This is a genomic window from Apilactobacillus kunkeei (genome assembly GCF_001421115.1).
Lineage (GTDB): Bacteria > Bacillota > Bacilli > Lactobacillales > Lactobacillaceae > Apilactobacillus > Apilactobacillus kunkeei_F.
Genome location: NZ_JXCW01000001.1, coordinates 292,576 through 319,420, shown reverse-complemented (window position 1 = coordinate 319,420; position 26,845 = coordinate 292,576). Strand labels below are relative to the sequence as shown.

Here is a 26,845-nt window from a genome sequence, read left to right as displayed (position 1 = left end):
GCTTTTTTTATTATTCTTTGTTAACCCAGGTCTTGTTAGCAGTAATGTATCTACCTTGACCAATGTATAGTCTGGTGATGCCCTTGTAATGAACAACCTTTTCGATCTTTATTCTGCTGTTGAAACTAATTTTTCCAACGGCGTGCTTCTTGGCGAAAACTGGACTGTTGTAGATAACGATTCCTTGGTGTCTAATTACGCGGTAGTATCTGTCGTTGTTTTGTGGTTCAACGGCGTAATAACCATCGGTGTAATCGGAACTATCCACGAAGTGATCATGAATTTTGAATTGCAAACGACCGTCTACATATCTGTATCCTGAAACCTTGTGAACTGAAGAATGATTTCTATCTTCGTTTAGATTGTAAACATACTTAGGAACGTTGTCGAAATCATTTCTTAGTGCGACGTACTTCTTGTTTGAAGTGACGTATTCACCATTCCCTAGATATAGTCTAGTGATTCCATTGTATTCAACTACCTTTTCAACCTTGAATTCAGAACCATAACGCATGAAACGCTTGCGTTCGTGTTTGCTAAATTCTGTACTACCGTATACCCAAACACCATTGTGGTCTGAAACGATGTAGTCATTTGTAGGTTCGTTAGTTGAGTAGTACTTACTGTTGTTGTCCTTCACATCATTCAATTGAGAATTTAGTTGATCAATTTGTGCTTTGTATTGGTTAATCAAAGTTTCGTTACCATCATTTTTATCGTTTAATGACTTGGTTACTTCTGCCAATTTAGCTTGATATTGGGCATTCAATGAAGCAGCTTGGCTACTTAGTTTTGATTCTTCATTATTCATGGCAGCAATTGACATTGCTTCTTGTTGCGCCTTGATAATGTTAATTGCATTTTCATACTTGTTTGCAAGTGAATCTCTAATTACTTGAGCTTGTGAGTCAGCTTGACTAGCTGCAACACTTTGTGCACTTCTCATTGCTTCCTCGTTAGCTTTAGCTTGAGAACTCAATTCGTCATCTCTTTGTGCGTTCAATGAGGCAACTGCACTTGAGTATTCAGCCCTCTTTTCAGCCATCATACTGTCTGCTTTAGAGTTAGCCTGAGCGATTGCTGATTGCTTATCGCTTTCCACTTGTGAACTCAATGATGCCATTTGACTAGCAAATGTTGAGTTAGCAGCATTTGATGAAGCGTAATATTGACTTTCCAGTGAAGCATTTTGAGCGTTCATGTCATTGTCAGCAATACTCTTAGCAACACTAGCTGCACTTGATGCAGCGCTGTCGATTGCTGATTGAGCCTTACTACGTTCATTTTCAACTAGGCTATCGTAGTTGCTCTTGATAGCTTGTTGAGCTGAAGCATTTGATTGCGCCAAACTATCTAATTGAGCTTGAGCTGAACTATTCATCACATTTCTCACATCTTCAATTGCTTGGCTAGCAGCTGATGATTGAGATGAAGTTTGATCATTCAATGATTGAACTTGTTTTGCATATGAGTCAGCGTATGAATCTGCGATTGACTTCGCAACGCTAGCAGCATGACTTGAAGCTGAGTTAATTGTTGAATCCATTACGGATTGAGCGACTGATGAAGCGGCTTCACTATCGGCGTTAGCCTTTGAATTAGCAATTGATAATGCTAGCGAGTTAGCAATTGAGGTTGCGGTTGATTGTGAACTAGCTAGGCTTTCGGCAGCCGATTTAGCGGCTGAAACTGCTGAACTACGGATTGAGTCAGCATTGTTTGAAGCATAAACGCTATCGTTGTATGCCTTTTGTTGGGCATCGCTCAATGCTTGTGAGTTAGCAGCATTCAATGAAGCAATGGTTGAGTTAGCAATGCTTTCAGCCAATGATCTAGCAGCTGAAATAGCGTCTTGGGCACTGTTAAATGCCGCAATACTGTCCGAAATTGACTTGGCTTTTGCTTCACTTTCAGCTTGTGAGTTGGCAGCATTGATTGAATCAATAGTTGCTTGAGCTTGTGATGAGGTTAAACTCTTTGCAGCTGAAATGGCATCAGCGATATCACTTTCTGCCTTCTTTTGCGCTGCAATACTGTCAGCAGTTGATTGTTGTCTTGCTGAACTCAATTCATCTTCATACTTAGCTTGTAGTGAAGCTATTTGTGAAGCAGCTAAACTTCCTTGTGCTTCGCGAACAGAATCGATTGCACTTTGTGCACTTTGTAGTGCAGCTAAGCTATCTTGTTGAGCCTTTTGTTGAGCGGCTGAAATTGCAGCTTGGTTGGCACTGTTTAGTGAAGAAATCAAAGAGTTGGCTGAATCTTGCGCTGATTGTCTTGCTGAATCCAATGCTGAATTCTTAACGGATTCGGCACGACTTGATGCAGCTGAACTATCAACGATTGCCTTTTGTTGAGCAGAACTCAATGCTATTGAGTTGGCAGCTGATTGACTATCCAATGCTGCAGTAATTGATTGTTGAGCAGCAATACTAGCGGCACTTAGCTTGATGTTGTAGATACTATCAGCCATCAAGCTATCTTGTTTAGCCTTACTTTTCTCATCAACTAATGCTTGTGAGTTCGCAACAGAAACAGCGATTGATTCTTGTTCTGCAATACTTCTAGCAACTGATTGTGCTGATGATACTGCACTGTTTCTTTCTAAGACAGCTGCTTTACTTGCTTCATTTAGACTTTCTTGGTATTGATCAGCCTGTTCATTTAGCATCTTAGCGTATGAATCTTCGATTTGCTTAATTTGCGCATCTGTTACCAATTTGGCAGCTGATTGTGCTGAAGCAATGGCTTGATTCATTAGTGAGTTTGCATAATTTGAAGCAGCAATACTATCCTCTACAGCCTTTGATTGTGCATCGGACAATGATTGAGAGTTTGCAGATGATTGTTGAGCAAAGACAGAGTTGGCTGAATCTTGCACAGATTTTTGGGCTGAGGCGATTGCTGAATCCATGATGGACTTAGCAAGTGATGATGCTTGTAAACTATCAGCATTTGCCTTTGAGATTGCTGCAGATAATGCTTGTGAGTTCGCAGTTGATGTTGCACTAGATTGTGCAGCTGCGACTGATTGAGCTTGTTCAATCGCATCGTCAACAGCCCTTTGGATAGCGTCTTGTGCTGATGATGCAGCATTTTGACTATCCGCAGATGCCTTGCTTCTGGCAGCATCTAGAGCTTGTGAGTTCGCAATTGAAGCAGCTGTTGATTGTTGTGCTGCCAAACTATTGGCGGCATCGACGGCCTTCTTAACTGCATCCGCTTGCGCTGCTTCATATGATTGAGCAAGTTGATTTTGCTTAGTTGCATAAGAACTGTTCAATGAACTAATTGAGTTAGCGTTAGCAGATGACAAGCTATTGGCATAACTTTGAAGCGCACTAATGCTGTTGGCAGCATTTTGTGAATCTTGTTGGTACTTGTTATTTAGATCAATTACTTCTTTAGCATATGAACTAGCAATGCTATCTGCCTTATGGTTGGCTTCAGTAATCGCTAAACTATTCCTAAGTGCGGCGGCCAAACTGTCAGCCATCAAACTACTAATCTTGTTTGAGTAACTGTTCATTTGTGAAGTTGCACTATCAATCTTAGCTTGCGCTGCGGCTGAACTAGCTTGCGATTCATTTTGTAGATTACTAATGTAATCACTGTATGAATTGGCAATTGATTGTCTTTCGGCAATTGCTGAACTTCTAGCTGCTTCAGCAGCAACGCTTTGTTCGTATGAGTTCTTTGATTGTTCGGCAGCAATTGATGAAGCCTTTGAAGCGGCATCCGAGATTGCAGCTGCTGATTGTTTTGCAGCTTCTTCGGCAGCGTTTTTTGCTGCTGAGATTGTCGCATTGAAATCATTTTGCATACTGCTTAATTGATTTTGGTACTTAATTACTTCGTTAGATGCAGAGTCTCTATCAGCTTGTAAACTGTTAATCACAGCTTCATATGATGCAACCACTGAACTATAAGAGCTAGCGGCTACTGAGCTATCATATCTAGCTTGGCTAGATGCAGCTGAACTAGCAGCAGATAAGCTATTAATTGCTGATGAATTTAAGCTATTTTGCGCACTTGCTCTTGATTCCAAGTCGGCAAGTGATTGGTTAGCCTTACTAATTTCATTACGTAATTCATTGATAATCTTGTCGTAGTCGGTGTTCAAACTAGTAATTTGAGCTTGGTATGAATCGTTTAATACTTTTTGTGCTGAAGATACCGCACTGTTCTTGTCGGTTTCAGCATTAACTGACGCGGCAGAAGAGTCAGATTGTGACTTTGCAATCAAATCGTCAATGGCTTTTGAGTTAGCAATTGAAGTTGCAGTTGATTGGGCTGCAGCAATTGATTGAGCTTGGCTCTTAGCTTGTGAGACAGCAGCGTTTACAGTTGAGTTCATTAGTGAAACGGCAGCATTTGAATCATCAATGGCCTTTTGGTTCAATGAACTAATTGCTCTAGCGTTTTCATCGGCAATTGATTGAATTTGTTGAGCCGCTTGTTGTGATGCAATGACTTGCGCTGACTTAACAGCACTGGCAATTGCTGATTGAGCACTGTCGGCTGCACTTGAAAGATCTTGTTCTTTCTTCTTATTTAGGTCATCGATAGCAACAGAGTTGGCACTACTTTGAGCAGAGAATTCTGTTGAAGCCTGACTAGATGCTTCACTTGATGCTTTTGAAGCAGCGTCACTAATTGCAGTATTGGCACTGCTTTGTGCTTGATTCAATTCGTAGCTCTTTTGAGCGTTAATGGCATCAATGGCCTTACTATTTTCAGCTGATAGTGAAGCTATCTTTGAATCAGCATCATTTTGAGCTGATGAAATTGCTGAGGATACCACTGAATTTAGTTCATCTTGAGCCTTTTGAGATGCGGCCTTTGAATCAGCAATTGATTTGTTTGTTAAATCTTCAATCGCTTTAGCGTTAGCTGAAGATAATTGTGCGGCCTCATTACTTGCTGAGTCTTGCGCTGACTTGATAGCACTTCTCATTGCGCTATTTGCTTGTTGTGATGCGTTGTTTAGGTCATCTTGAGCCTTGCTTTGTAAATCAACAATGGCTTGTGAGTTTGCTAAAGAAACGGCTTTTGAATCTGCATCAGCCTTTGCTTGGGCATCGCTTTGTGCTTGTTCAACAGCTTGAGCGATTGCTGATTGCGCACTATTGGATGCATTGATTAAATCTTGTTTTGCCTTTGATTGTAGGCTATCAATTGCACTTTGGTTTTGTTGGGCAACGGATTGTGCAAGTGAGTTGGCTGAGTCTTGCGCTGATTTAACCGCACTATTCATTGCGTCGGTAGCTGAACTTTGTGCTGATTGCATACTGCTGTTGTATTGAGTTTGAAGGTCATTAATCTTTTGGGAATTAGCTAAAGAAACAGCCTTTGAATCTTCTGCTGCTTTGCTTTCAGCTAATGATTCGGCGTTATCAGCAGCTTGATAGATAGCTGCGTCAGCACTGTTAGATGCATTAATTGAATCTTGTGTCGCCTTTGATTGTAGACTATCGATTGCACTTTGGTTTTGTTGAGCTATCGATTGTGCAAGTGAGTTTGCTGAATCTTGCGCTGATTTAACTGCACTACTCATTTGTGATTGAGCATCATTAGATGCTTGCATTGAGTCTAATTTATATTTTGCCTTCAATTGATCCAATGCTTGTGAATTGGCAATTGATGTTGCTGTGGATTTAGCGTTAGCGTCATCAATAGCTGATTGAATGGCACTATTGATGGCAGCAGTTGCACTGTCGGCTGCTGCCTTCGAGTCAGATTCACCCTTTTGTTGAAGTGCGTCAATTGATGCGTTGTTAGAATCAGTAATTGATTTTACCAAACTATCAGCGTTTTGTTTTGCAGTCACACTAGCTGCAGACAATGCGGCAGCTAGATTTTGTGCTGCTTGTTGTGATGCCGCCTTTGAATCGGCAGTACTCTTGTTTAGTAAGCTTTGAACTGCTGAAGAGTTGTCCGCACTTTGCTTAGCAAAAGTATCGTTAGCTGAGCTGGTGATACTTGTAATCGCATTGTTTAGTGCAGTTTGGGCGGCTTGTGAAGCAGCAGTTGACGCTGCTTGGTATTGCGATTGTTGTTCTGAACTACTTTGAGCATATTGTGATTGTAATGAAGCAATTGTACTAGTCAATACACCCTGTGCAGATGCGCTCATTGAGTTAGCAGCTGATGTTGCGGCACTGTTAATGGCAGTGTTGGCAGAGTCACTCAATGTTTGTAGCGCAGTTTGGTAGCTTGTGTTCAAGCTGTTAGTTAAGCTTTGGTTTTGACTAGTTAATTGAGTCATCACACCGGCAGCTGATTGTTGAACACTTGCCACTGCGCTTGATCTTAGTGAATCAGCAAGCGTTTGGGCAGCTTGTGAATCAGCGATGGATTTTTGGTTCAATGAGTTTAGAATTTGTTGATTTTGTGCGTTAATGTCATTAATCTTTTGACGATTAACAGCATTAATTGAATCAGTTGCTGATTGAACCGCATTACTTTGATTGATGACTGCTTGGTTAGATGCGGCAGCCAAACTGTTGTTGTATTGACTTTGTAGTTGTGCCAATTGTTGTGCATTTTGTGAGTTCAATGAATCTTGGACTGATTGAGCTGATGATTGGACAGAAGTCAATGTTTGACTAATTGCATTAGCCTTATCAATTGAAGCTGAACTACTCAAACTTTGTAATGCACTATTAGCTGAGGCAATCAATGATTGAGCATAACTTGAAGCTTGTTGTGATGCTTGCAATGATTGGTTTTGAAGTGTTGTTAGTGAGTTTTGGTAGTTGGCACTAGCAATTGCAGAATTAGACGCTGCAATACTGTTGGCAATTGAATTAGCTTGACTTGATGCTGAATTAATTGCATTTGTAATTGATTGGCTAAGTGCTGCCTGTGAACTTTGAATGTAAGCCGCTGCTGATGAACTACTTGCAGCAGCTAATGAATCAGCAAATTGTGGTTTAGGAAGTACATAAACATATGCTGTTCCATTCCACAATTGTGGTAAAACATGCCCAGAGCTATTTTGATTATTTAGATAATAGTTATTATCTAACGATGTAACGGAAGTCAGAACTGGATTACTAGTATTACCATTAAACACAGCAACTTGTCCTTGTCCACTTACATATCTACCGCTTGAGTCCATGAATTGGATTGGGTAGTAAACAACGTTTACTGTTGGGGTAACGTTGATTTGGTATTGTCCATTATTGTTGATAATTTGACCGGTTGTCATGTAGTAGTTATTACTATCGAAAGTTCCGTTATCAACCAATCTAGGTGTGTTATTTGCGTTTAAAACGATTGATCCTTGTCCATGGTTAACACCATTACTATCAACGAAGTAGACAGGTAAAGTACTACTGATTGAGTATGGGTTAACGACTACTTGGTATTGACCATTTACGGTAACCACTTGTCCATTAACCATGTAGTAGTTGTTACTGTCGAAGGTACCTACACTAGCAATCTTTGGATTGTTATTAGCATCAAAAGCAACCAATCCAGTACCATGTGCGTTTCCATTTGCATCAACGAATGTTAATGATGCTTGGTTATTAACAACATCAGGATTTACCAGTACTTGGTATTGGCCATTAACGTTAGTAACTTGACCATTTACGACATAGTAGTTATTGATATCTAAACTACCGTTATCGATTAATTTTGGATTATTGTTGGCATCAAAGGTAATTGTTCCTTGACCATGGGTACCACCATTTCCATCAACAAATGTTGCATTAGCAAAGTTGCTTAGCTTGTTTAAAACAACTTCCATAGTGAAGTTGTCATCATTTGCGTCCTTAATCAATTGACCGTTAGGACTGATGTGGTAGTGACTGTTCGCTAAGTTACCATAGTCAACTAGTTGTGGCACGTTGTTTCCGTTAACGTTAACTTGGCCTACCGCAGTGTTTCCACTGTTATCGACTACCGGAACACCTTTACTAGTGAATGTTACTGTTGATGTTCTAGCATTTTTTAGGACAGCAATGGAGTAAGTTCCATTACCGTTAGCTACCGCTTTAGCATTTGGCGCAACGTGATATCCACTACCGTTAATGGTGGTAGTATCGTTGACGGTTGTTGATCCATCGGAGTTTAGGTAAACCGAACCAGTCAATTGGTTATTGTTACTGTCTGTTAGGATTTGATTGTTTGGAGTTACGAAGTTCAATGTTGCAGTTTGTTGGTTAACAGTAACTGCGTATTGACCGCTGTTGTTAGCGTCTGCAATAATGTTTGGGGTTGAAGCATTGGGCACATAGTAGTATTGAGTTTTCAAGTTACCCAATGTGTATGTGTTGGTAATGCTTCCATCATTATTGATGTTAACTGTACCAGTTGCTACCAATTGGCCATTGGTGTTATAGAAGTTCAATGGCTTTGGTTTTGCAGCAGGTACCAATGTTACAACGTAGACGTAGTTTGAGTTCATACTCAATTGTGATCCAACGTTTGCTACGTAGTTAGTTCCGTTAAGGTTGTAAAAACTAGTTACCTTTTTCAAAGCATTGGTTGAACTGTTTAATACGGCCATCCCTATAGCTTGATTTCCATTTGTTCCTGTAATTGCATTTCCATTGGCATCAACGAATGTTACAGGTGTTAGGAAAGTTGGATTAGTCCCCTTAATTTCAACAGCAACTTGTGGTGTTCCTAAAAAATTTTGTCCTGGAGTTGCATTAGTAGTTAAAACATATGTGGTTCCTGGGGTGGAAATATTGTTAACATTATTTAATTGGTTAACTCCGTTGGCATTTGGTGTTGCTGAATTTAGGATTTGAAAATTATTGGGATTGGTATTGTTAGCAACATATCCCATGGATGCCCCACCACCAAGTTGTTGCATCCCGCTGGAGTCATTGAAATAAACAGTTTGAGGCGTTGATCCAAAGTTATCACGGTAACTTAGTCCCTGAGCTAAGTTGGCACGATACACTGCGGCATTGCTATCAATGTTGCTTTGCGCAGATGAAGCCATCTGGTCAATGATGGCTTGAGCTTCGGACAAACTAACCCCTGTTAATGAATTATTAGAATTGCTACTTTGACTATTATTGGTACTAGTGTCTAAATTGGATTGTACATTTGAACTACTAACACTACTTATCGAATTCGATTCACTTGAAATAGAACTGCTAGCTTGAACGCTACTTGAACTGCTTTGTGATGAAGGTGTTGAACTGGTGTTACTTGTTACTATTGGGCTCTTTGATTGATTGCTTGAATAAGTACTTTGATCCACAACTGCGGCTGCTTGACCTTTAGTCGTTTCATCAGCGTTTGCGCTAACTTGAGTTGTCATCAAAGTAAAACTAGCCGCACCAAAAAGCGCAAAAGAAGAAACGGATACTACAACCCAGTTTTTCTTTACTTTTTTCAACATTTTCTTGTCGTTTAGTTTTCTTATTTTTCTCTTATTGTATTTCAATGAAAAGGCACCTCCTCTTAAAAATCAGTGATAAACTTATAAAATCGTTTTTATACAACGAATATAATATCCTATTAATACCGCGATTTCTCACTTGAAACATTGATTTTATAAAATCTTAAAAAAGTAAATAATTACTTAATATTTCACTGAGGTTTTTTCTTATTTTTCTGGAGTAAAACTCGAATTTTAGACAAAAGTATAAAAAATACCCGTTAGGAAAAAATCCTAACGGGTATTTTTAGATTCTATTTAATTCTGTTAACCCAGGTTTTATTAGCTGTAATGTATTCACCATGTCCAATGTAGAATCTGGTAATTCCGTAGAATCTTGCTACGCTTTGAACTCGGATCAATGCGTTCTTTCTGAAATGCTTAATCGCATTACGCTTAGTGAACTTCTTTGCATTGTGAACTAAGATGCCCCTATTTCTGATGACACGAATTAGCTTAGTACGACGAACGTAATATGCTGGAATTGTGCCCTTAGCATTGATGTAGCCGTGCTTGATGCGGTACTTTGTACCGTTCTTAGTCTTGACTATTCTCAATACCTTGTATGCGTTAGCTTTATTTCTTGGTCTCTTGGAGAAGTACTTAACGGCATTCTTGCGAGTGAAGTGAGTATTTACGTAAACTCCACGTTTGTTTGTCCAGTATACGTAAAGTGGTGCTCTCTTCTTAGCAAGCGCAACATAAGTCTTGTTAGAAGTTACATATTGGCCATTACCAATGTATAGACGAGTAATGCTGTAATACTTAACAACCTTCTTAACGTGGATTAATTCACCACGACGAAGTCTAATTACACGTCTCTTGCCGTAATGGAACTTCTTGTCTGTGTGAACCAATACTCCAGTCTTTCTGATGACACGGAATAATGGATGGTTAGTACGGTAGTATGCATCCCTAATGTTCTTGTTGAAGTAGATGTAACCACCATTAACCTTTAGACGTGGGTACTTGTTATGATCTAGAACAACTCCTCTAACCTTGAAGACATGTGCTAATCTTCTTGGTTTCTTAGCATAACCCTTCACACGGTTCTTGATTGTAAAGTGAGCTGAACTGTGTAGGTATAGTCCCTTCACACTGTAAACATATGAAGGAGACTTTCTCTTCAATTCGGCCTTGTATGCTTTCATGTATCTAAATACATAGTCGGCATCCTTATGCTTCAAGTTTTCAACTGGTAATAGCTTAGCAGCACGATTTCTACCTGCAGATTCAGGGGATTCACCTGCATGAGTCTTAACCGCAACTACATGCATGGTTGTTGTACCATCGCTATTAACAACTACCTTAATGATTGTATTTTCATTAGCAGTGTAGTTGTAACCATGACCATTATTAACAACTGATTTGTGTTGAACAATCAAGTTGCCGTTGCCATCAAGCTTGGCGATTACTTTTCCAATTGCATAGGTTTTATCACTGGCATCGAGATGCGCATTGTCAATTGTAATTGCGCCGTCAGCATTGATTGGGAATGATTCAACATGGTAGCTTCCATCTTGACTCTTGGTAACTGTTGCCCCAGCAGGTACCAAGTACTTGTTATCACTTGAACGAGTTGGCTTAATTACGATAATTGCTCCATTACCGTCACCCTTAACTGGGATGTTACCAATTGATTGAGTATCTTGACCACCGTGGTTGAAGTGAACATGTTCAATTTCATCATCAACAGGTGTTAATACTGGATTACTTGGTACTGGTTGACCTTCTGGAATAGTTGTTCCCGCGTAACCAGGGATGTTGGATTCAATTGTCTTTGAACCATCGTTATTAGTGTGAATAGTTACCGCATCATCTACAGGTTTTGCATTGTCACTTAGACGAGCTGGTTTCTTTTCATCTTGTTGAATTGGGGTTGCTGCAACATGGTATGAAACATTGTTGTTCTTATCAACTTCAATTGTAATTGGTTCACCAGCATCGGCTTGGTAAGCACGGTGTGGAATGGTTGGGTCAGTTACAACTGAGGTATTAGCAACTGTTAAGTCACAGGTATTTGGATCAACCTTAGCAACCAATGGTCCAATGACTGACTTAGTCTTGTCATTCTTATCATCGTAGAATGCATTATCGATGTTTAGAGTACCATCAGCATTGGTTGACATCTTAGTACCGTTTACTTGGTAAGCTCCAGTGTCTTTGTTCTTAGTGATTGATGAACCAGCAGGAACAATGTAGTAGTTACCATCGTTACCCTTAACAACCTTAGTCTTGGTTGTTACGATGTTACCATCGTCATCAACTCTAGCCTTAAAGTCAGCTTGGGCTTGTGGATGACCACTATCATCAACGATGTTTGCGTTGGCGATATCAACGTCACCGTTTGCATCGATTGGTAGTGAATCACCATGGTAAGTGCCGTCATCGTTCTTTGTAATAGTAGTTCCAGCAGGAATTACGTACTTACCATCGGTTGACTTAGTAGTCTTGGTTACGATGATATTTCCATCGTTATCACCCTTAACAGGTAGGTCAGCCTTAGAACCGGTATCCTTACCACCGTTATCGAAGTGGACATCAGAAGCAGTACCTTGAGTTGGAGTCAATACTGGTTTAGTAGTGTCTTGACTAAATGGTACGTTAGTTTGACCATCGTAGCCAGGGATGTTTGAGATAACATCCTTAGTACCGTCACTATTGTAGTGGATGGTTGCGCCATTTGGTTGAGTCTTACCATTATTACCAGGTTGTGCTGGAACCTTTTCGTCTTGAACGATTGGTGTTGCATCAACGTGGTATTCAACACCACCCTTACCATCTGACTTGATGGTAATTGGGTCACCGGCAGTTGCTTTGTAGACACGACTTGAATCACTTGGATCAGGTACCACTGTGTCTTGACTTACGGTTAGCTTGCCAGTGTTTTCATCAACGTTTGCCACGATACTGTTGATGGCACCCTTACCTGGTTCTAGTTTGTCATCATAGTGAGCATTGTCGATTGTAACCTTGCCATCCTTAATTGGTAGAGGATTGCCGGCTACTTGGTATTGACCAGTTGCCGGATTCTTAGTTATAGGTGAACCGGCAGGTATGATGTAATCGTTGCCGTCATCACCCTTAGCAATTTCATCCGTGGCAGTGGTGATGTTACCTTGGTCGTCAACGTTGGCTACTAAGTCCTTGTGAGCCTTAGTATCACCCTTACTATCGTTAACGTTAGCCTTATTGATAGTTACGGTGCCGTCTTGGTTGAATGGTAGTGAATCACCATGGTATTTACCATCGTCACCCTTGGTAATGTTGGTTCCCTTTGGAATCATGTACTTACCATCGGTTGACTTGGTATTTTGAGTTACAACGATATTACCATCGTTATCACCCTTAACTGGAACGTCACCAGTTGAACCAGTGGCCTTCTTATCAGTATCAAATGATACGTCGTGAGCGACATCATTAACAGGATTTAACTTAGCATGACTAGTATCAGCATCGTTTGGTAGTCCAGTTTGACCAGTGTATCCAGGGACGTTTGAAACGATATCCTTAGTACCATCACTGTTGTAATGAACCTTGGCACCGTTTGGTTGAGTCTTACCATTGTCACCTAATTGAGCATCGATTGACTTATCTTGGTCAATTGGAGTGGCATCCATGTGGTATTCAACGCCACCCTTGCCATCTGGTTTGATGGTAATTAGGTCACCGGCATTAACTTGGTAAGCTCTTCCTGGGTTAGTTGGGTCGTTGACAACAGTTGTCTTATCAACTGTCATTATGCCCTTTTCAGGATCAACTTTTGCGGTTACTGGTCCAACCACTGATTTTGTCTTATCTTCTTTGTCGTCATAGTGAGCGTTTGGCATATTAACGATTCCATCGCTTGGTGAATTTAACTTATCACCAACAACTTGATATGAGTTGTCAGATGGGTTCATGTTGACGTTGGAACCACTAGGGATGATGTAGTAGTTACCATCCTTACCCTTGGCAATGACATTATCGTTTGTGGTGATATTACCATTATCATCGGTATTTACTGGTAATGTTTGACCGTGGTCAACTTGAACGTTACCAATTTGGTCATATACCGAAGCGTTATCAATTCGACCCTTGGATGGGTAAATTGGTACTTGGTATAAAGTCTTACCTGGATTGGTTGGGTCAGCAATAATTTGGATTTGTCTACCAGTTGCATACTTGTATCCATCTGGAATTGCTGAAACGGCCTTGTAGGCGTCAGAACTACCTGCATAGATAGGAGTATTGTCCTTATCATTTGCGTAGATAAAGTACTTAGTAGTGTCAGCTGAAACTTGCTTGTTAGTGTAGATATCAATGAATTGAACGTTTTGTCTTGTTGAGTAAGGTGAGTTATCAGCAATTACAACCTTGGCGTTTGGATCAACGTTTCCGTTGTTATCAATCCAATCAACAACTTGTGAATCTGGGTTGTAAACGTGGAATCCATTATTTTCATATCCACCATTTGGTAAGTTAGCGTCCAGAACATGCCCAGTGGTCTTATCAATGATAACTTGACCGTTACCCTTAGGAGCACCATCGTTGTTATCAATGAATGTAGCGTTATTGATAACAGCGGTGTCATCCTTGGCAGTCAATGAGAATGCCCCATTGTTGTTGTTAATTGGTGTACCAGCATTTGCTTGATATGCTTGCTTACCCTTAACAATGTGAACACCGTTTTCATCAGCAAGAGTCATTGTACCCTTGTTCAAGTCGATGTTGGCGTGGACATCACGAACACCAATAACGTTACCTTGTTCATCCTTTACAGCAACGTTTGGCAATGTTACCTGACGAGTACCTGCATCATATGGATATGATGGAACTGTCCAGTTACCATTGCTATCCTTAGTGACTTCACTGCCAGGTAGAATGATTCTACCGTTTGGAGTAGTTACAGGTGCAGTTACCTTAATTGTGCCATCGCTTTGACCTTGGATTGGAAGTTTATCAATGGTTGCTCCCGTATCTTTACCATCGTTATCTAGGATATGAACATTGTCGATGGTACCAGTAGTTGGTTTCAATACAGGGTTAGTTGGTAGTGGTTGACCATTTGGAATGGTGTTACCAGTAAATCCAGGAACATTTGAAATGATTGTCTTGCTACCATCATTATTTACATGAATTGTAGCAGCGTTGTCTTGAGCTGTACCATTTTGACCGGTTTGAGCAGGAACCTTCTTATCTTGTTCGATAATCGTAGCTGGAATGTGATATTCAGGTTCACCATTATCGTCCTTAGTGATAGTGATTGGGTCACCAGGATTTACTTGGTATGCCTTAGTTGGGGCGTTTGGATCAGTTACGACAGTGGTCTTGTTGACAGTCATTGTGCCGTTTGATGGGTAGACGTTTGCTGAAACCTTTCCAATTACTGACTTGGAAGGATCAGTCTTGTCGTCTAGATGAGCTTTATCGATATCAACAGTGCCATCTGGGTTAGAAACTAACTTGCTACCTTGAGCGGTGTAACTACCATCGCCAGAACTGTTTGGAACAACTGAAGTGTTCTTAGTGATGATGTAGTAGTTGCCATCCTTACCCTTGGAAATGACATCCTTGGTAGTGTTGATTGAACCATCATCGTTGGTTTGAACTGATAATGTTTGACTGTGGTCGACCTTAACGTCACCCTTTTGATCCAAGACACTAGCATTGGTGATTTCACCTTGTTCTGGGACAACTGGAACAATGTAGGTACGCTTGTCTTTATCACTGTCATCATCATTATTAGTTTGTTGAACGATAATTTGCTTACCCTTGGCATAGCTGTATCCACTTGGAATACCAGTGACAGCTTGAGCAGCATTTGAACCACCGGCAAAAATTGGTAGTAAGTCATCATCGTTAACCTTAACTGATGGGTTGTTGGTGTTGTCTGTAAAGACTTGGTTGTTGTAAATGTTTATGAACTTAACGTGGTTGTTTGCATGGTATGGTGCGTTGTCGGTAACACGGACAATTGCCTTGTCGTTAACGTTACCAGTTTCATCACTCCATTGAACAATTTGACCATTTGGATCATAAACATGGAAACCTGCGTTTTGGTTACCACCAGTTGATGGCAAGTCAGCAGTCAAAATGTTACCAGTAGTCTTATCAACTCTAACAACACCGCTTCCTACATTGGCATTATTGTTGACGTTAATCAATGTAGCGTTGTGTAGAACAGCAGTATCGTTGTAGGTGTTTACATACAAGTGATTGTTATCTGAAACGATTGGGGTTCCAGCATCGGCTTGGTATGCATCGGTACTTGTAGTTGCGTGAACACCTTGTGGGTTAGCAACTGTAAGTGTTCCGTTAGCTAAATCAACATTGGCAACGACATCTTGGTGGTCGATTACGTTAAACTTATCATCCTTGATTGGAAGTTGTGACAAGGTTACCTGTCTGTTACCTGCATCGTATGGGTAAGATTGAGCGTGCCAGTTACCATCCTTATCCTTGGTTACCTTGGTATTAGCAAGGATAATCTTACCGTCTGGAGTGGTAATTGATTTTGTGGTCTTAATTGAACCATCATCTTGTCCAATAACTGGTAAGTTATCGGTAGTTTCACCAGTGTCATTTCCATTAATGTCGTCCATGTGAACACCGTTCATGTTTTGAGCACTTGGTGTTAATACAACTGGGTTTGGTACTGGTTGACCTTCAGGAATATCGTATCCCTTGAAACCAGGAACGTTTGAAACAACGGTCTTGCTACCGTCATCGTTGACATGAATCTTGGCAGCACCATCAGTCATAGTTCCGTTTTGACCAGTCTTGGCTGGAATTGTTTGGTCTTGAACGACCTTTTCAGCGTTGACATGGTAAGTAACGTTACCGTCTTGATCAACTGACTTGGTAATTGGTGTATTACTGTGGGCGATGTAAACATTACCCTTGTCATCCTTGGTAACACTGCCTTTAGCAACGGTCATGTTTCCGTTGTCATCAACCTTGGCAATTAACTTACCTGATTGTGATGTCTTGTCTGAAGCATCATAACTACCATTTGGAATATTGATAGTTCCATCTGGATTGACTGGGAATGAATCACCGTGGTAGTTGCCATCGGTTCCCTTGGTTACGGTTGAACCAGCAGGAATCATGTACTTGCCATCGGTTGACTTAGTGTTCTTGGTAACCACAATGTCACCATTTTGATTACCCTTAACAGGAACATCACCGGTTGAGCCAGTGTCTTTGCCGTCATCGTTAAAGTGAACACCCTTAATAACATCGTTAGTTGGTGTTAAGACAATGTTTCCAGTATCTTGATCAACTGGGACGTTAGTTTGTCCAGCAAATCCTGGGATGTTTGAAGCGATTGTCTTAGTACCGTTATCTGGGTTGATTGTCACTGTGGCAGCATTGTCTATGCGTTGGCCATTGGTACCGGCCTTTGCAGGGATGTTTTGAGTTGCTGGTACAGCATGAGCAGCAACGTGATATTGAACATCACCGTTTTCATACTTAGGAGTAACAGCTTCACCCTCATCGACTTGGTAGATTGTGCCATCTGTCGCCTTGGTTACTGATGCCTTAGCAATGGTAATCTTGCCAGTATCTGGATTGATGTTGGCAGTAATCTTACCTGGGTATGAAGTGTTCTTATCCTTGTCGTATTGTCCAGTGGTAATGTCAAAGGTACCATCTAGATTTGCGGGGATGGTGTATCCATCAGCATGGTATGTGCCATCGGCTTCTTGACGAACGTTGGAACCCTTTGGAACAAAGTAGTAGTTAGGGTCGTCGTTCATCCCTTTAGCCACGTGGTCTTGTGATGTGGTGATTGTACCATCTTCGTTGGTATTAACAGGTAACTTGGTAATTGCCTTTTCTTGGTTATCCTTACCATCAATGATGGCTGTTGGTAGTTCAGCCTTAGTAGGAACAACCGGAATTACATATTCAAAACTACCGTCATTATTCTTGTTAACAATGATGTTTTTTCCGGCATCGTATACATAGTTATCAGGTAATTCATTAATCGCCTTAGCAGCATCCTTTGTACCGTAGTTAATTGGCATTCCGTCTGAATGAGTAACCTTTAATTGGTATTTCTTGGAACCATCGGTAAAGACTTCACCGGTATATGCGTTCTTGAACTTCACATCAGAGATGAAATCATATGGATAGTTTTCAACAACCTTAACGGAAGCGGTGGTGTTGACGTTACCCTTACCGTCATTCCAATCAACTGTTTGAGTATCAGGATTACTGATGTGGTATCCTTCGTGATTACCACCTAGTGTTGCAACGTTTGATAGGTCTGAACTTGGTAGAATATTACCAGTTGATTTATCAACATTGATTGATGCGGTTCCATCAACCTTATTACCTTTTTCGTCGATTAATGTGGCGTTGGTAATTCTGGCGGTATCATCTTCACTCTTAACTTGGTAGCCATTACCGGTCTTAACGACTGGAGTACCATTGTTAGCTTGATATGCGTAACCGTCTTGAGTGATGGTGTGAACTCCGCCATCTGATGGTTGATTCAATGTTAGTGAACCGTCATCGTTTAACTTAGCGTAGATTGGTTGACTGTTTAGCTTCTTACCATTTTCATCGGTAATTGTGGCTTCATTGATCATAACGTTACCATTCTTATCGATTGGAAGAGTTTGAACATGGTAACTACCATCAGTGTTAATTGTGACTGGTGAGTTTGCCATTGCAACGTTTGCGCCATCGTCTGTCTTGGTGTTCTTAACAACAGTAATTGAACCGCCATCGTGACCTTGAACACTCATGTTAGTAATAATCTTACCAGTGTCTTTACTATTAACGTCATCGGCGTGAGTAGTTGGTAATGTAGTAATACCAGGTGTTAATACTGGAAGACTGGTGTCTGTATCGGATGAAACATTATCGCTACCAGTGAATCCTGGAACGTTAGACTTGATTGTCTTAGTACCATCTGGATTAGTGTGGATGGTTGCTCCACCTTGGATTGTATCGCCGTTCTTACCAGCCTTAGCAGGAACGACTTGGTCTTGTTGTTGAACTTGACTAGCAATGTGATAAGTAGTTGAGCCATCTGGGTTAACTACTGGAGTAATCTTGCTGCCCTTCTTGGCAACGTAGACATTACCCTTACCATCTTCAACAGCAGTATCAGTATTTACAGTTAGTGAACCATCGGCATTTAGATGAGCGACAACTGGTTTAACAACACTGGTACCGTTAGTACCGTCGTAAGAAGCGTTGTTAATTGTGACAGTGCCATCTGGATTTCTTGATAATGATTCGGCATGGTAAGTGCCATCAGCATTCTTGGTGACCTTAGCACCAGCTGGGATGACGTACTTGCCGTCCTTTGAAGGAGTGTTTGAGATAACAGTAACGCTACCATCATCATGACCTTGGACTTGTAGTTGATCAGTGGTTGAACTAGTGTCATTGCCATTTTGGTCATTGTGAACACCGTCAATTGTTTCCTTGATTGGAGTTAACTTGAATTGACTGGTGCTGGTGTTAGCAGGAATTTCTTCACTCTTTTGACCGTTATCCAAACCGAATCCAGCAACATTAGATGTAACTGTCTTTACACCGGTCTTAGGGTCATAAGTAACGGTTGCACCATTGTCAATAACTGGACCGTTAGCTCCGGCGATTGCTGGAACATCCTTTCTAATCTTGTGGCCAACTGTTTGAACGTGGTATTCAGTAACACCATTATTAACTACCTTTTCAACAATTGTGTTGGCTTTAGCAGTATAAGCATCATTATTGTTACCAACTAATGTTGTGTCGTTAACAACTTTAATCTTGCCATCTGGACCAATCATTCCCTTAATGGTGCTGGTTAATCCAGTGTCTTTATCCTTGTGCATAAAGTGAACATTGTTGATTGTGACAGTTTGGTCAGTTGGATCGTATGGGAATCCATCAACACTTGGTTGGTTTTGACCGTTGTTAGAAACGATTGAACCTGCGGGGATGATGTATGAACCATCGGCACTGGTTGTGTTCTTAGTAACAACTTGGCTGCCATCAGCATTCGTATTAACAGGAAGGTTGCTGATAGTTGAGTTGGTCTTTTGACCGTCATTTGTAACGGCAACGTTACCCATTCCAATCAATTGACCAGTGGTCTTGTAACCACCACCAATAGTGTTTGGTGTGTTTGGTTGAATGGTTTGACCTGGGTTGATTTGGTAGGTATTACCATCACTACCATTAATGACACCATTGTTTGGAACCTTAGTGATTGTGGTATTACCGTTAGCATCACCACTTACAGTTACATTGACAGAGTTGTTAATGACATTACCATTACCGTCAGTAACTGAAATGTTGGTTTGAGAAGTAGTTGGTGTAACAATGTATTTGTCTTGGCCGTTGTACTTCTTAGCTGTGGATGATGTGAAACCAGGATTGTCAGGGGTTACGAATGGTTTACCATTACCGGTATTGGCGTTGTAAGTACCTTTACCGACACTTGAACCATTTGCGGTAACAACATCAACTGTTTGTTGATCTTTTGGTGTACCATCTGGAAGCAATGATAGATAGTAGTAGTCTGAATCATTACCATTTGCAGCAACGTGAACCAATACATCCTTGTTGGCAGTTAACACATTACTGATTGTGTACTTATTACCATCGCTATCAGTAATTTTAGCGACTGGTTTAGCAGTGTCTGTATTATCAGCAACGACACCGTCTGATTGTTGATCAGATAATGCTGTGATGTCGATGTATACAGGCTTTTTATCTTGTTTTCTTGAGTCATTGTGACCAGTGATTAGGACGTTTACAACCTTGTTAGTATCTTGACCGGTCAAAGCATTGTAAATGTGAACATTAACTGCTTGAGGGGTATTGTTGGTTGTAACGTTAAATGAGGCATCCTTGTCGTTTTGTTGTGGATTGTATCCTGGCAAATCAGGAGTTACCACCATATGACCATCCTTGTCATAGCTGATGGTTCCTGAGAATGGAAGGATTGTGCCATCTTCACGTTGGATTGGAACCTTATCACCGGTATTGTAGTTAAATTCTTTCTTAGCAACGTTAATGATTGGGGTGTAATTACCTTGACTATCCTTATTCAAGTCAATTGCACTACCGGCAGTAACAGTGTAGCTAATGTGCTTGCCGCTTGCGTCTTGCATTCCGACAAATCCGCCGTTAACAACACTGGTAATGCGAGAAGTACCATCTTCGTTACCTTGAACCATGACTGTTGCAGTTCCAACCTTTTGACCAGAATCTTGATCGATAATGTCTACGTTAGTTTGAACCGGTGCGGTCGCAGGTTCTAAGATAGCATCGCCATTGCTATCGAATTGTGCATTAGGAGATGGTGCGAAACCAGGCATGTTAGCAGTTGCTTGTTTGCCACCTGAAGCATTCGCTGAGATGGTTGCACCACCCTTGATTGTGTTACCTGAATCGGTAACAGCGTTAACTTGTTCGGTACCAACATAACTTGGAGTAACGTAAACATTGAAATTACCTGGATTGCTCATATCAGGACTAATTGCAGTCCCGGTTGTAACAGTGTATCCATTGTGACCGTTTGTTAATGTCGCGTTGCTTGGTGAATCAATAGATGTAATGTATGAATTACCATCTGAGTGACCTTGGACGTGAACGGTCATAGTACCAACGTTATCACCGGTGTTAGCATCTAAAACATTAATAGTTGTTTGAACCGGATTCTTTGAAGGAGTCAAGATAGCACTACCGGTGGCATCAAATTTGGCTGGTGTACTTCCATCAAAACCAGGCATGTTAGATACTGACGTCTTAACGCCATCTTTGGTCTTAATCGTAGCTCCTGAAGTAATATTGTTACCCTTATCAGTAACAGCTTCTACAGAGTAATCTGCAACAGGTATTGGTTTAGCAACAATTGATGCACTAACTTTTCCAGCATTGTATTGAGGAGTTAAAACGTCACCCTTCTTGACCGTGTATTTATTACCTACACTGTCTCTGAATTCAGATTGAGTGTTCACTCCAACAACATATGAATGACCGTCGTTATTACCTTGAACATCCACTTGAATGACACCCACATGACTTCCATCAACACTACTAATTACGGGAACTGTAATACGAACTGGAGAGGCTGATGGTGTAACAACAGCACTATTTCCCTTCATTTGACCAGGGTTACTACCATCAAAACCTGGCATACCAGGTTTAATCGTCAATGTACCATCACTATTAATAACGGTTGCACCACCATCAACGGCTACACCGTCTTGGGTAATGGCTGGAGTCTTAGTAACAATATCGTTATCAACTTGACCTTCAGCATAAACAATGACATTACCTGAATTGTCGGTGTAGGCCTTAACTTTGTCACCAACACTTACCTTGTATCTATTGCCATCGTCAGTCTTATAGATGCCTCTACCTTTGATAGAAGTAATCTTTGACGTACCATCATTTTGACCTTGGGCAGTTCCTTCAATAAAGACTGGCTTATTATTAACCATTAATTGAGTATTGGTACCTGGTTGATATACCGGAATCTTGACACTAACCGGGTTAGCAGATGGTTTAACAACATCTTTTTGATTAGCACCCGTTCCTGTGGTTTGAGTATTGGCAGATGAATCGAAACCTGGTAGGTAGGTAACTGTGTGAAGGCTACCATCGGCATCTTGGCGTCTGTATCCACCTTGATCAATTGTGCTACCTGAAGGAGTAACAACATTTACGAACTTCTTATCACTATTACCAGTTAGTTGAACGTGGTAAGTTGGGTTACCTTTGGCATCGGTAACAATCCCAATCTTGGTCTTGTTATCAATGGTGTATTGCAAACCGTCATTCTTACCGGATGGAACGTTAACTGTTTGCACGGCATTAACAGTACCATCACTATTACCCTTGACTTGAACTGATGCGGTTAATCCAGTTGGGTTACCGTTAGCATCATCGATGTAAACGGTGGCAGTACCGACAGCTGGTTGCACGGTGTACATTCCATAACTATCTGTGTTTAGACCATTGTTATTGGCTGAAACAGCAAAACCAGGAAGTTGTGGAGTAATTGAAATTACGTTTCCAGTTGACTTATCAACCTTAGCAATCCCCTTAAATGGCATCTTAGATCCTGAAGGAGTATCGATTGGTAGTAATGCTCCGTCTTGGACGAATTGAACATCTGGAACGAAGATGTCATAAGTTGACTTATCGTATTGCTTCATTGGAGTTTGCGATAAATCAAGAGTGTACCCCTTGTTATTGTTGGATACATCACTAGCTAGTTTTGTAAATGCGGTCTTAGCTTGGTAGTTAGAAGTATCGTATGAGCCGTTATTTAAAATAGCATCAAATGGCATCTTAGCAATACCAACTAGTCTAGTCTTGTCACCGTTAGAAGCGATAACTCTAACTGTTGCAAAACTTGTTTCTTTGTTGTTTGCATCTGCACCACTGTATGATGAATCATCAAATGGTGTGATGTTTTGGTTATTAATTAGGTATTCACGATATTCTGGACTTGGTAGTGGATCACTTGAAGTCTTATTGGTGTAGTATTGAGCTTCATTGGTATCACGATCGCTTAAGTGGTTCAAAATACCACTAATATTCTTCAAGAAACCTTGTGCTGTAGGCATTGCGGCGATTGAGTGCATATCATTATCGGGACCGTAGTTACCCTTTAGTTTAAGTTCTTGTCCATTATCTAGACGAGTCCAAACACTGTTGAATCCTTCAACGTTAGTTTGATAACTGTTGTTACCAGGACGAAGTGAACTTGAAACACTGGCAATTGGTTGATATGCAGGTCCTTGCCAATCTGCCAAACCAGTTTGCATGAATGTATTCAAACGAATTCCGACAGTATCGATTGGCTTAGTACCTAAATCGATATCACCGTTGAATTGAATACTACCATCACTTAAAGTAGTTGAATTGCTTGAATCCAATGTGATGGTTTGGGCTAATGTTTCATTATTGTTATTAGCCTTGTACATATTACGGTAAACATCACCGTTATTTGACTTAGCATCAAATGAACCTGTGACGTAGTGAACTTCTACTTGATGTTCCTTAGCATCGTCACCAGGATTATTTAATGTTGCTTCAAACTTAGCGTGGTAGTGACCGTTAGCATCTTGGTATGTTTGAATGTTGTGGTCAAATTCAATTGATGGAGAACCAGAAAAGTCGATAGATGTATCATTTCTGGCGTTTTGTCCTGAAATAACCTTTGGTGTATTACCATTAAATGCTTCGTTAATTCTCTTAACAACATTTTGGTTATCAGACATTCCCGCAACAGTTTGACCTAATGCCTTAGCGATGTTAATGATGATGTTTGGTAAATCAGGATCATTAATATTCTTAAGTTTGTTAGCAAGGTCTCTCTTACTCATCCCTGCTAAATCAGAAAATGTGCTTCCACTTAAGTAAGCTTTTTGCGTGTTTAATGCATTTTGATTATTAGTATCATTCAAGTAGTATGTTGAATTAATTGCTCTGTTAACATCGTTCTTCCAAACGTTGGCAATTGCTGCATTAATTTCAGCTTGAGTTGGATTGTCACCGTTTTTAGCCTTTTCAGGATTGTAAGCCCCTGTACGGTTAGGGTCTGGGTTAACAATGTTACCGTTTAAGACTTGATCACTGTAGTCTTGCTTACTTGCAATGATGTCTTCATACAATTGAACAAAGTATTGTAAGTAATTGAATGCTTGATCGAAGCTAACACCGTTAACAGTGACACCTGTATCTGGTACTTCACCCCAGGTGTATGGATAACTGAAACTAAATCGTTTCTTACTACTATCAGAACCGGATGGTTTGTATCCGTTAGTGGTTCCGTTAATATCTTGGAAAATTTCACTACTGTTGAAACTGTCATCGTTTTCACCCAGTGCAGTCCCATTACGACGGTAGTGGTAGATGTATGGGTTCAATAAGTAACCACTATTAGTCTTAATACTTGCGATGTTTCCTTGGTCCAAAATGGCACCGAAAACATCAATTGAAGAAAGACTTAGTTTTGGACCAGCTGCTCCCATTGAAGAACCTGGAGTAACGTTTAGTGTTAAGTTAAACTTCTTTGGGTTAAATGCAACGATTGGTAGGAATGCAACACGAATTGGGTGATCCTTAGAACCAGTATTCATGTTGACATTTAGTGTCCCATTTTGAAGAACTAAAATCTTACTGCTTGATTGGTTTCTACGACCGCCAGTAGTCATGGTTGAATATGGACCATAGATAAAGGCATTGTACAAACCAGCATTGGCAGTAGTTGGAATCTTAGCATCAACGTTGAATGCACCACCACTTAGGATTTGCATCCCGTGACCTAGCCATACAACGGCATCTGCTCGCTTGTTGTTCCATCCACTGGCAACAGAAGATGTGTTATTAGGACCATTAACCAAGTTAGAGTTCAAAGCAGTTGGTGTAACACCATCTGGAACAACTAAGTTAACAGTACCTTTAATAACGATATTTCCGCTATCACCTGATCCGGTATCGGCTGGATTATTAACGTTTCCGACACGAATACCGTTGGTGTTATTACTCAATGTAATGTTTACTTTGGCACCCTTGTGGACATTAATATTGTTGTTAGCAACAATTCCGTAACTAGGCATCATAGTAGAATCGATGTAGTTAGTCTTTACAGTTTTACCCCAGCTCTTTTGGTAAACGTAGTTATCGATTTCAACCGGATTCAAGTTAACGTTGGCGTTTTCTTGGAACACGATATAGTTAGCCATCAATGAGTTAAAGGCGTATTGGCCATTTTCACCGACAACGAATTTACCACCGGATGGATTTAAGTTCTTGTATGTTTCTGAATATGTAATCACGCCATTGTTTGTGGTTGCATCAGAGGCATAGACATTAGCACCTAATACATAGTTACCATTACCATTGCTTGGATTGAATAGATTGTCAAAGGTATCGTTATATCTGACGTTATCGTATTCAACGAATCCATTACCGTTTACAACGTATGGATTCCCTAGACTGGTAACATTTTGAATCTTAACAACTGAAGTGCTGTCAGACTTGTTAAATGTGTAAGCTCCACTTAGTGAGAACTTGTTTTGACCATCAATTACTAGGTTGCCTAAGTTAGTAACAGTTCCGCTTGAGTTAATGTTGTTAGTTAAAACAATCTTTTGGATACTGTTGGTACCTGAAGCAACCATGGCACTATTGAATTGATTGTTGTTATTAGCGTAAACGATTCCGTTATTGAAGTCGTTTACCATCTTATTGAATGTTGTCTTGTATTGTGCAGCACTGGTATCTGTGTTGTTTTCTGGTACATTTTTATCGTCTGGTTTGGCGTCGTATCCAGATACGTTAAACTTATCTTTTGAATCAAATTGTTGGTTTAAAGAGTTTCTAACACCCATGTAGGCGTTGTCGTACATTGCTTGTAGACCAGAATCTGCACTAGGACGATTGCTTCCTTGGGTGTAGTCATTTGATCCAGATGTAGTTGCATCGTTAAATGCTGCATCGGCAGTCTTTCTAAAATCAACACCATACTTGTAAGCGATGTATAGCATTGATGAAGTATTTGCAGCTGCCTTCTTGATGTCGTCGATTGATGAACTGGCCATATTGTCTGAAACACTCTTGGATTGATCAGCATTGACCCCTTCATAAGCAGCGCTGTAAAGTTCCTTGCTGTTATTGTCGGTTATGTCATCATTATCAGCTTTACGATTACTGTAAGCATCGTTGACACCTTGATTAATTGATTGGGTATATTGTTTGTTAGCATCATTTGAATCTTTAGTGTTACCTTGTAAATGCTTTTGGTAGTTAGTGGCATCATTAGTGGATTGGTTGTTAACAATGTCAGTAGTTTGATTTTGATTATTGGATTGATCGGTTGCACCTAAACGATTTGATAACTTATTGTCGTTGTTATCATTTTGTTTTTGTTGATCGTTATTGTTGGCTGATTGACCATTATCCTTGTTTACATCATTTTGATTTTGTTGATCATCATTTGATGCAGTTTGCTTATTGTCATCAGATTGTTGGTTTGATGACTGCTGATTATTATTAGGTTGAACAACTTCAGTATTGTTCTTGGTAGTATCATCAGCGTGAGCAGAAACTCCGTGTGACATTAATGCCAGCGAAGTTCCACCTAGAAAAGCAAATGAAGCTAATGAGACGACAACCCATTGTTTCTTTACTTTTCGTAGAATCTTTTTATCATTGGTTTTTTGAAATTCATTCTTATTGTATTGCAAAGAAAGCCCTCCCCTGTTATTTATTGACTCTCTAAATCTTTAATTTAGTGTTTTATACAAACAGAACATCTAAATTAACCAATTTTAAAAGTTGAAGCTCGTTAGATTGGAACAAAAAATTCAAATAAAAGCTTGAAACGACCCAATCACGTTCAAAAATTCATCGTTTTATGCCTATTAAATCAACGATATCAAGCTTCACAACTTTATTCTACTACCACTATAAGTTTTAGTTAATCTG

Annotated in this window: 2 protein-coding genes; both read right to left on the bottom strand. The window is 40.3% G+C overall.

Annotated elements, in window-relative coordinates; translation table 11 throughout:
- Positions 1–10 precede the first annotated feature (10 nt).
- On the bottom strand, positions 11–9,412 hold the full coding sequence (locus tag RZ55_RS01070) for a DUF5776 domain-containing protein (RefSeq protein WP_057175536.1): 9,402 nt from the start codon (positions 9,410–9,412) through the stop codon (positions 11–13).
- 248 nt (positions 9,413–9,660) lie between these two features.
- Complete coding sequence (locus tag RZ55_RS01065) at positions 9,661–26,604, bottom strand: DUF5776 domain-containing protein (protein WP_057175534.1); 16,944 nt, start codon at positions 26,602–26,604, stop codon at positions 9,661–9,663.
- Positions 26,605–26,845 lie beyond the last annotated feature (241 nt).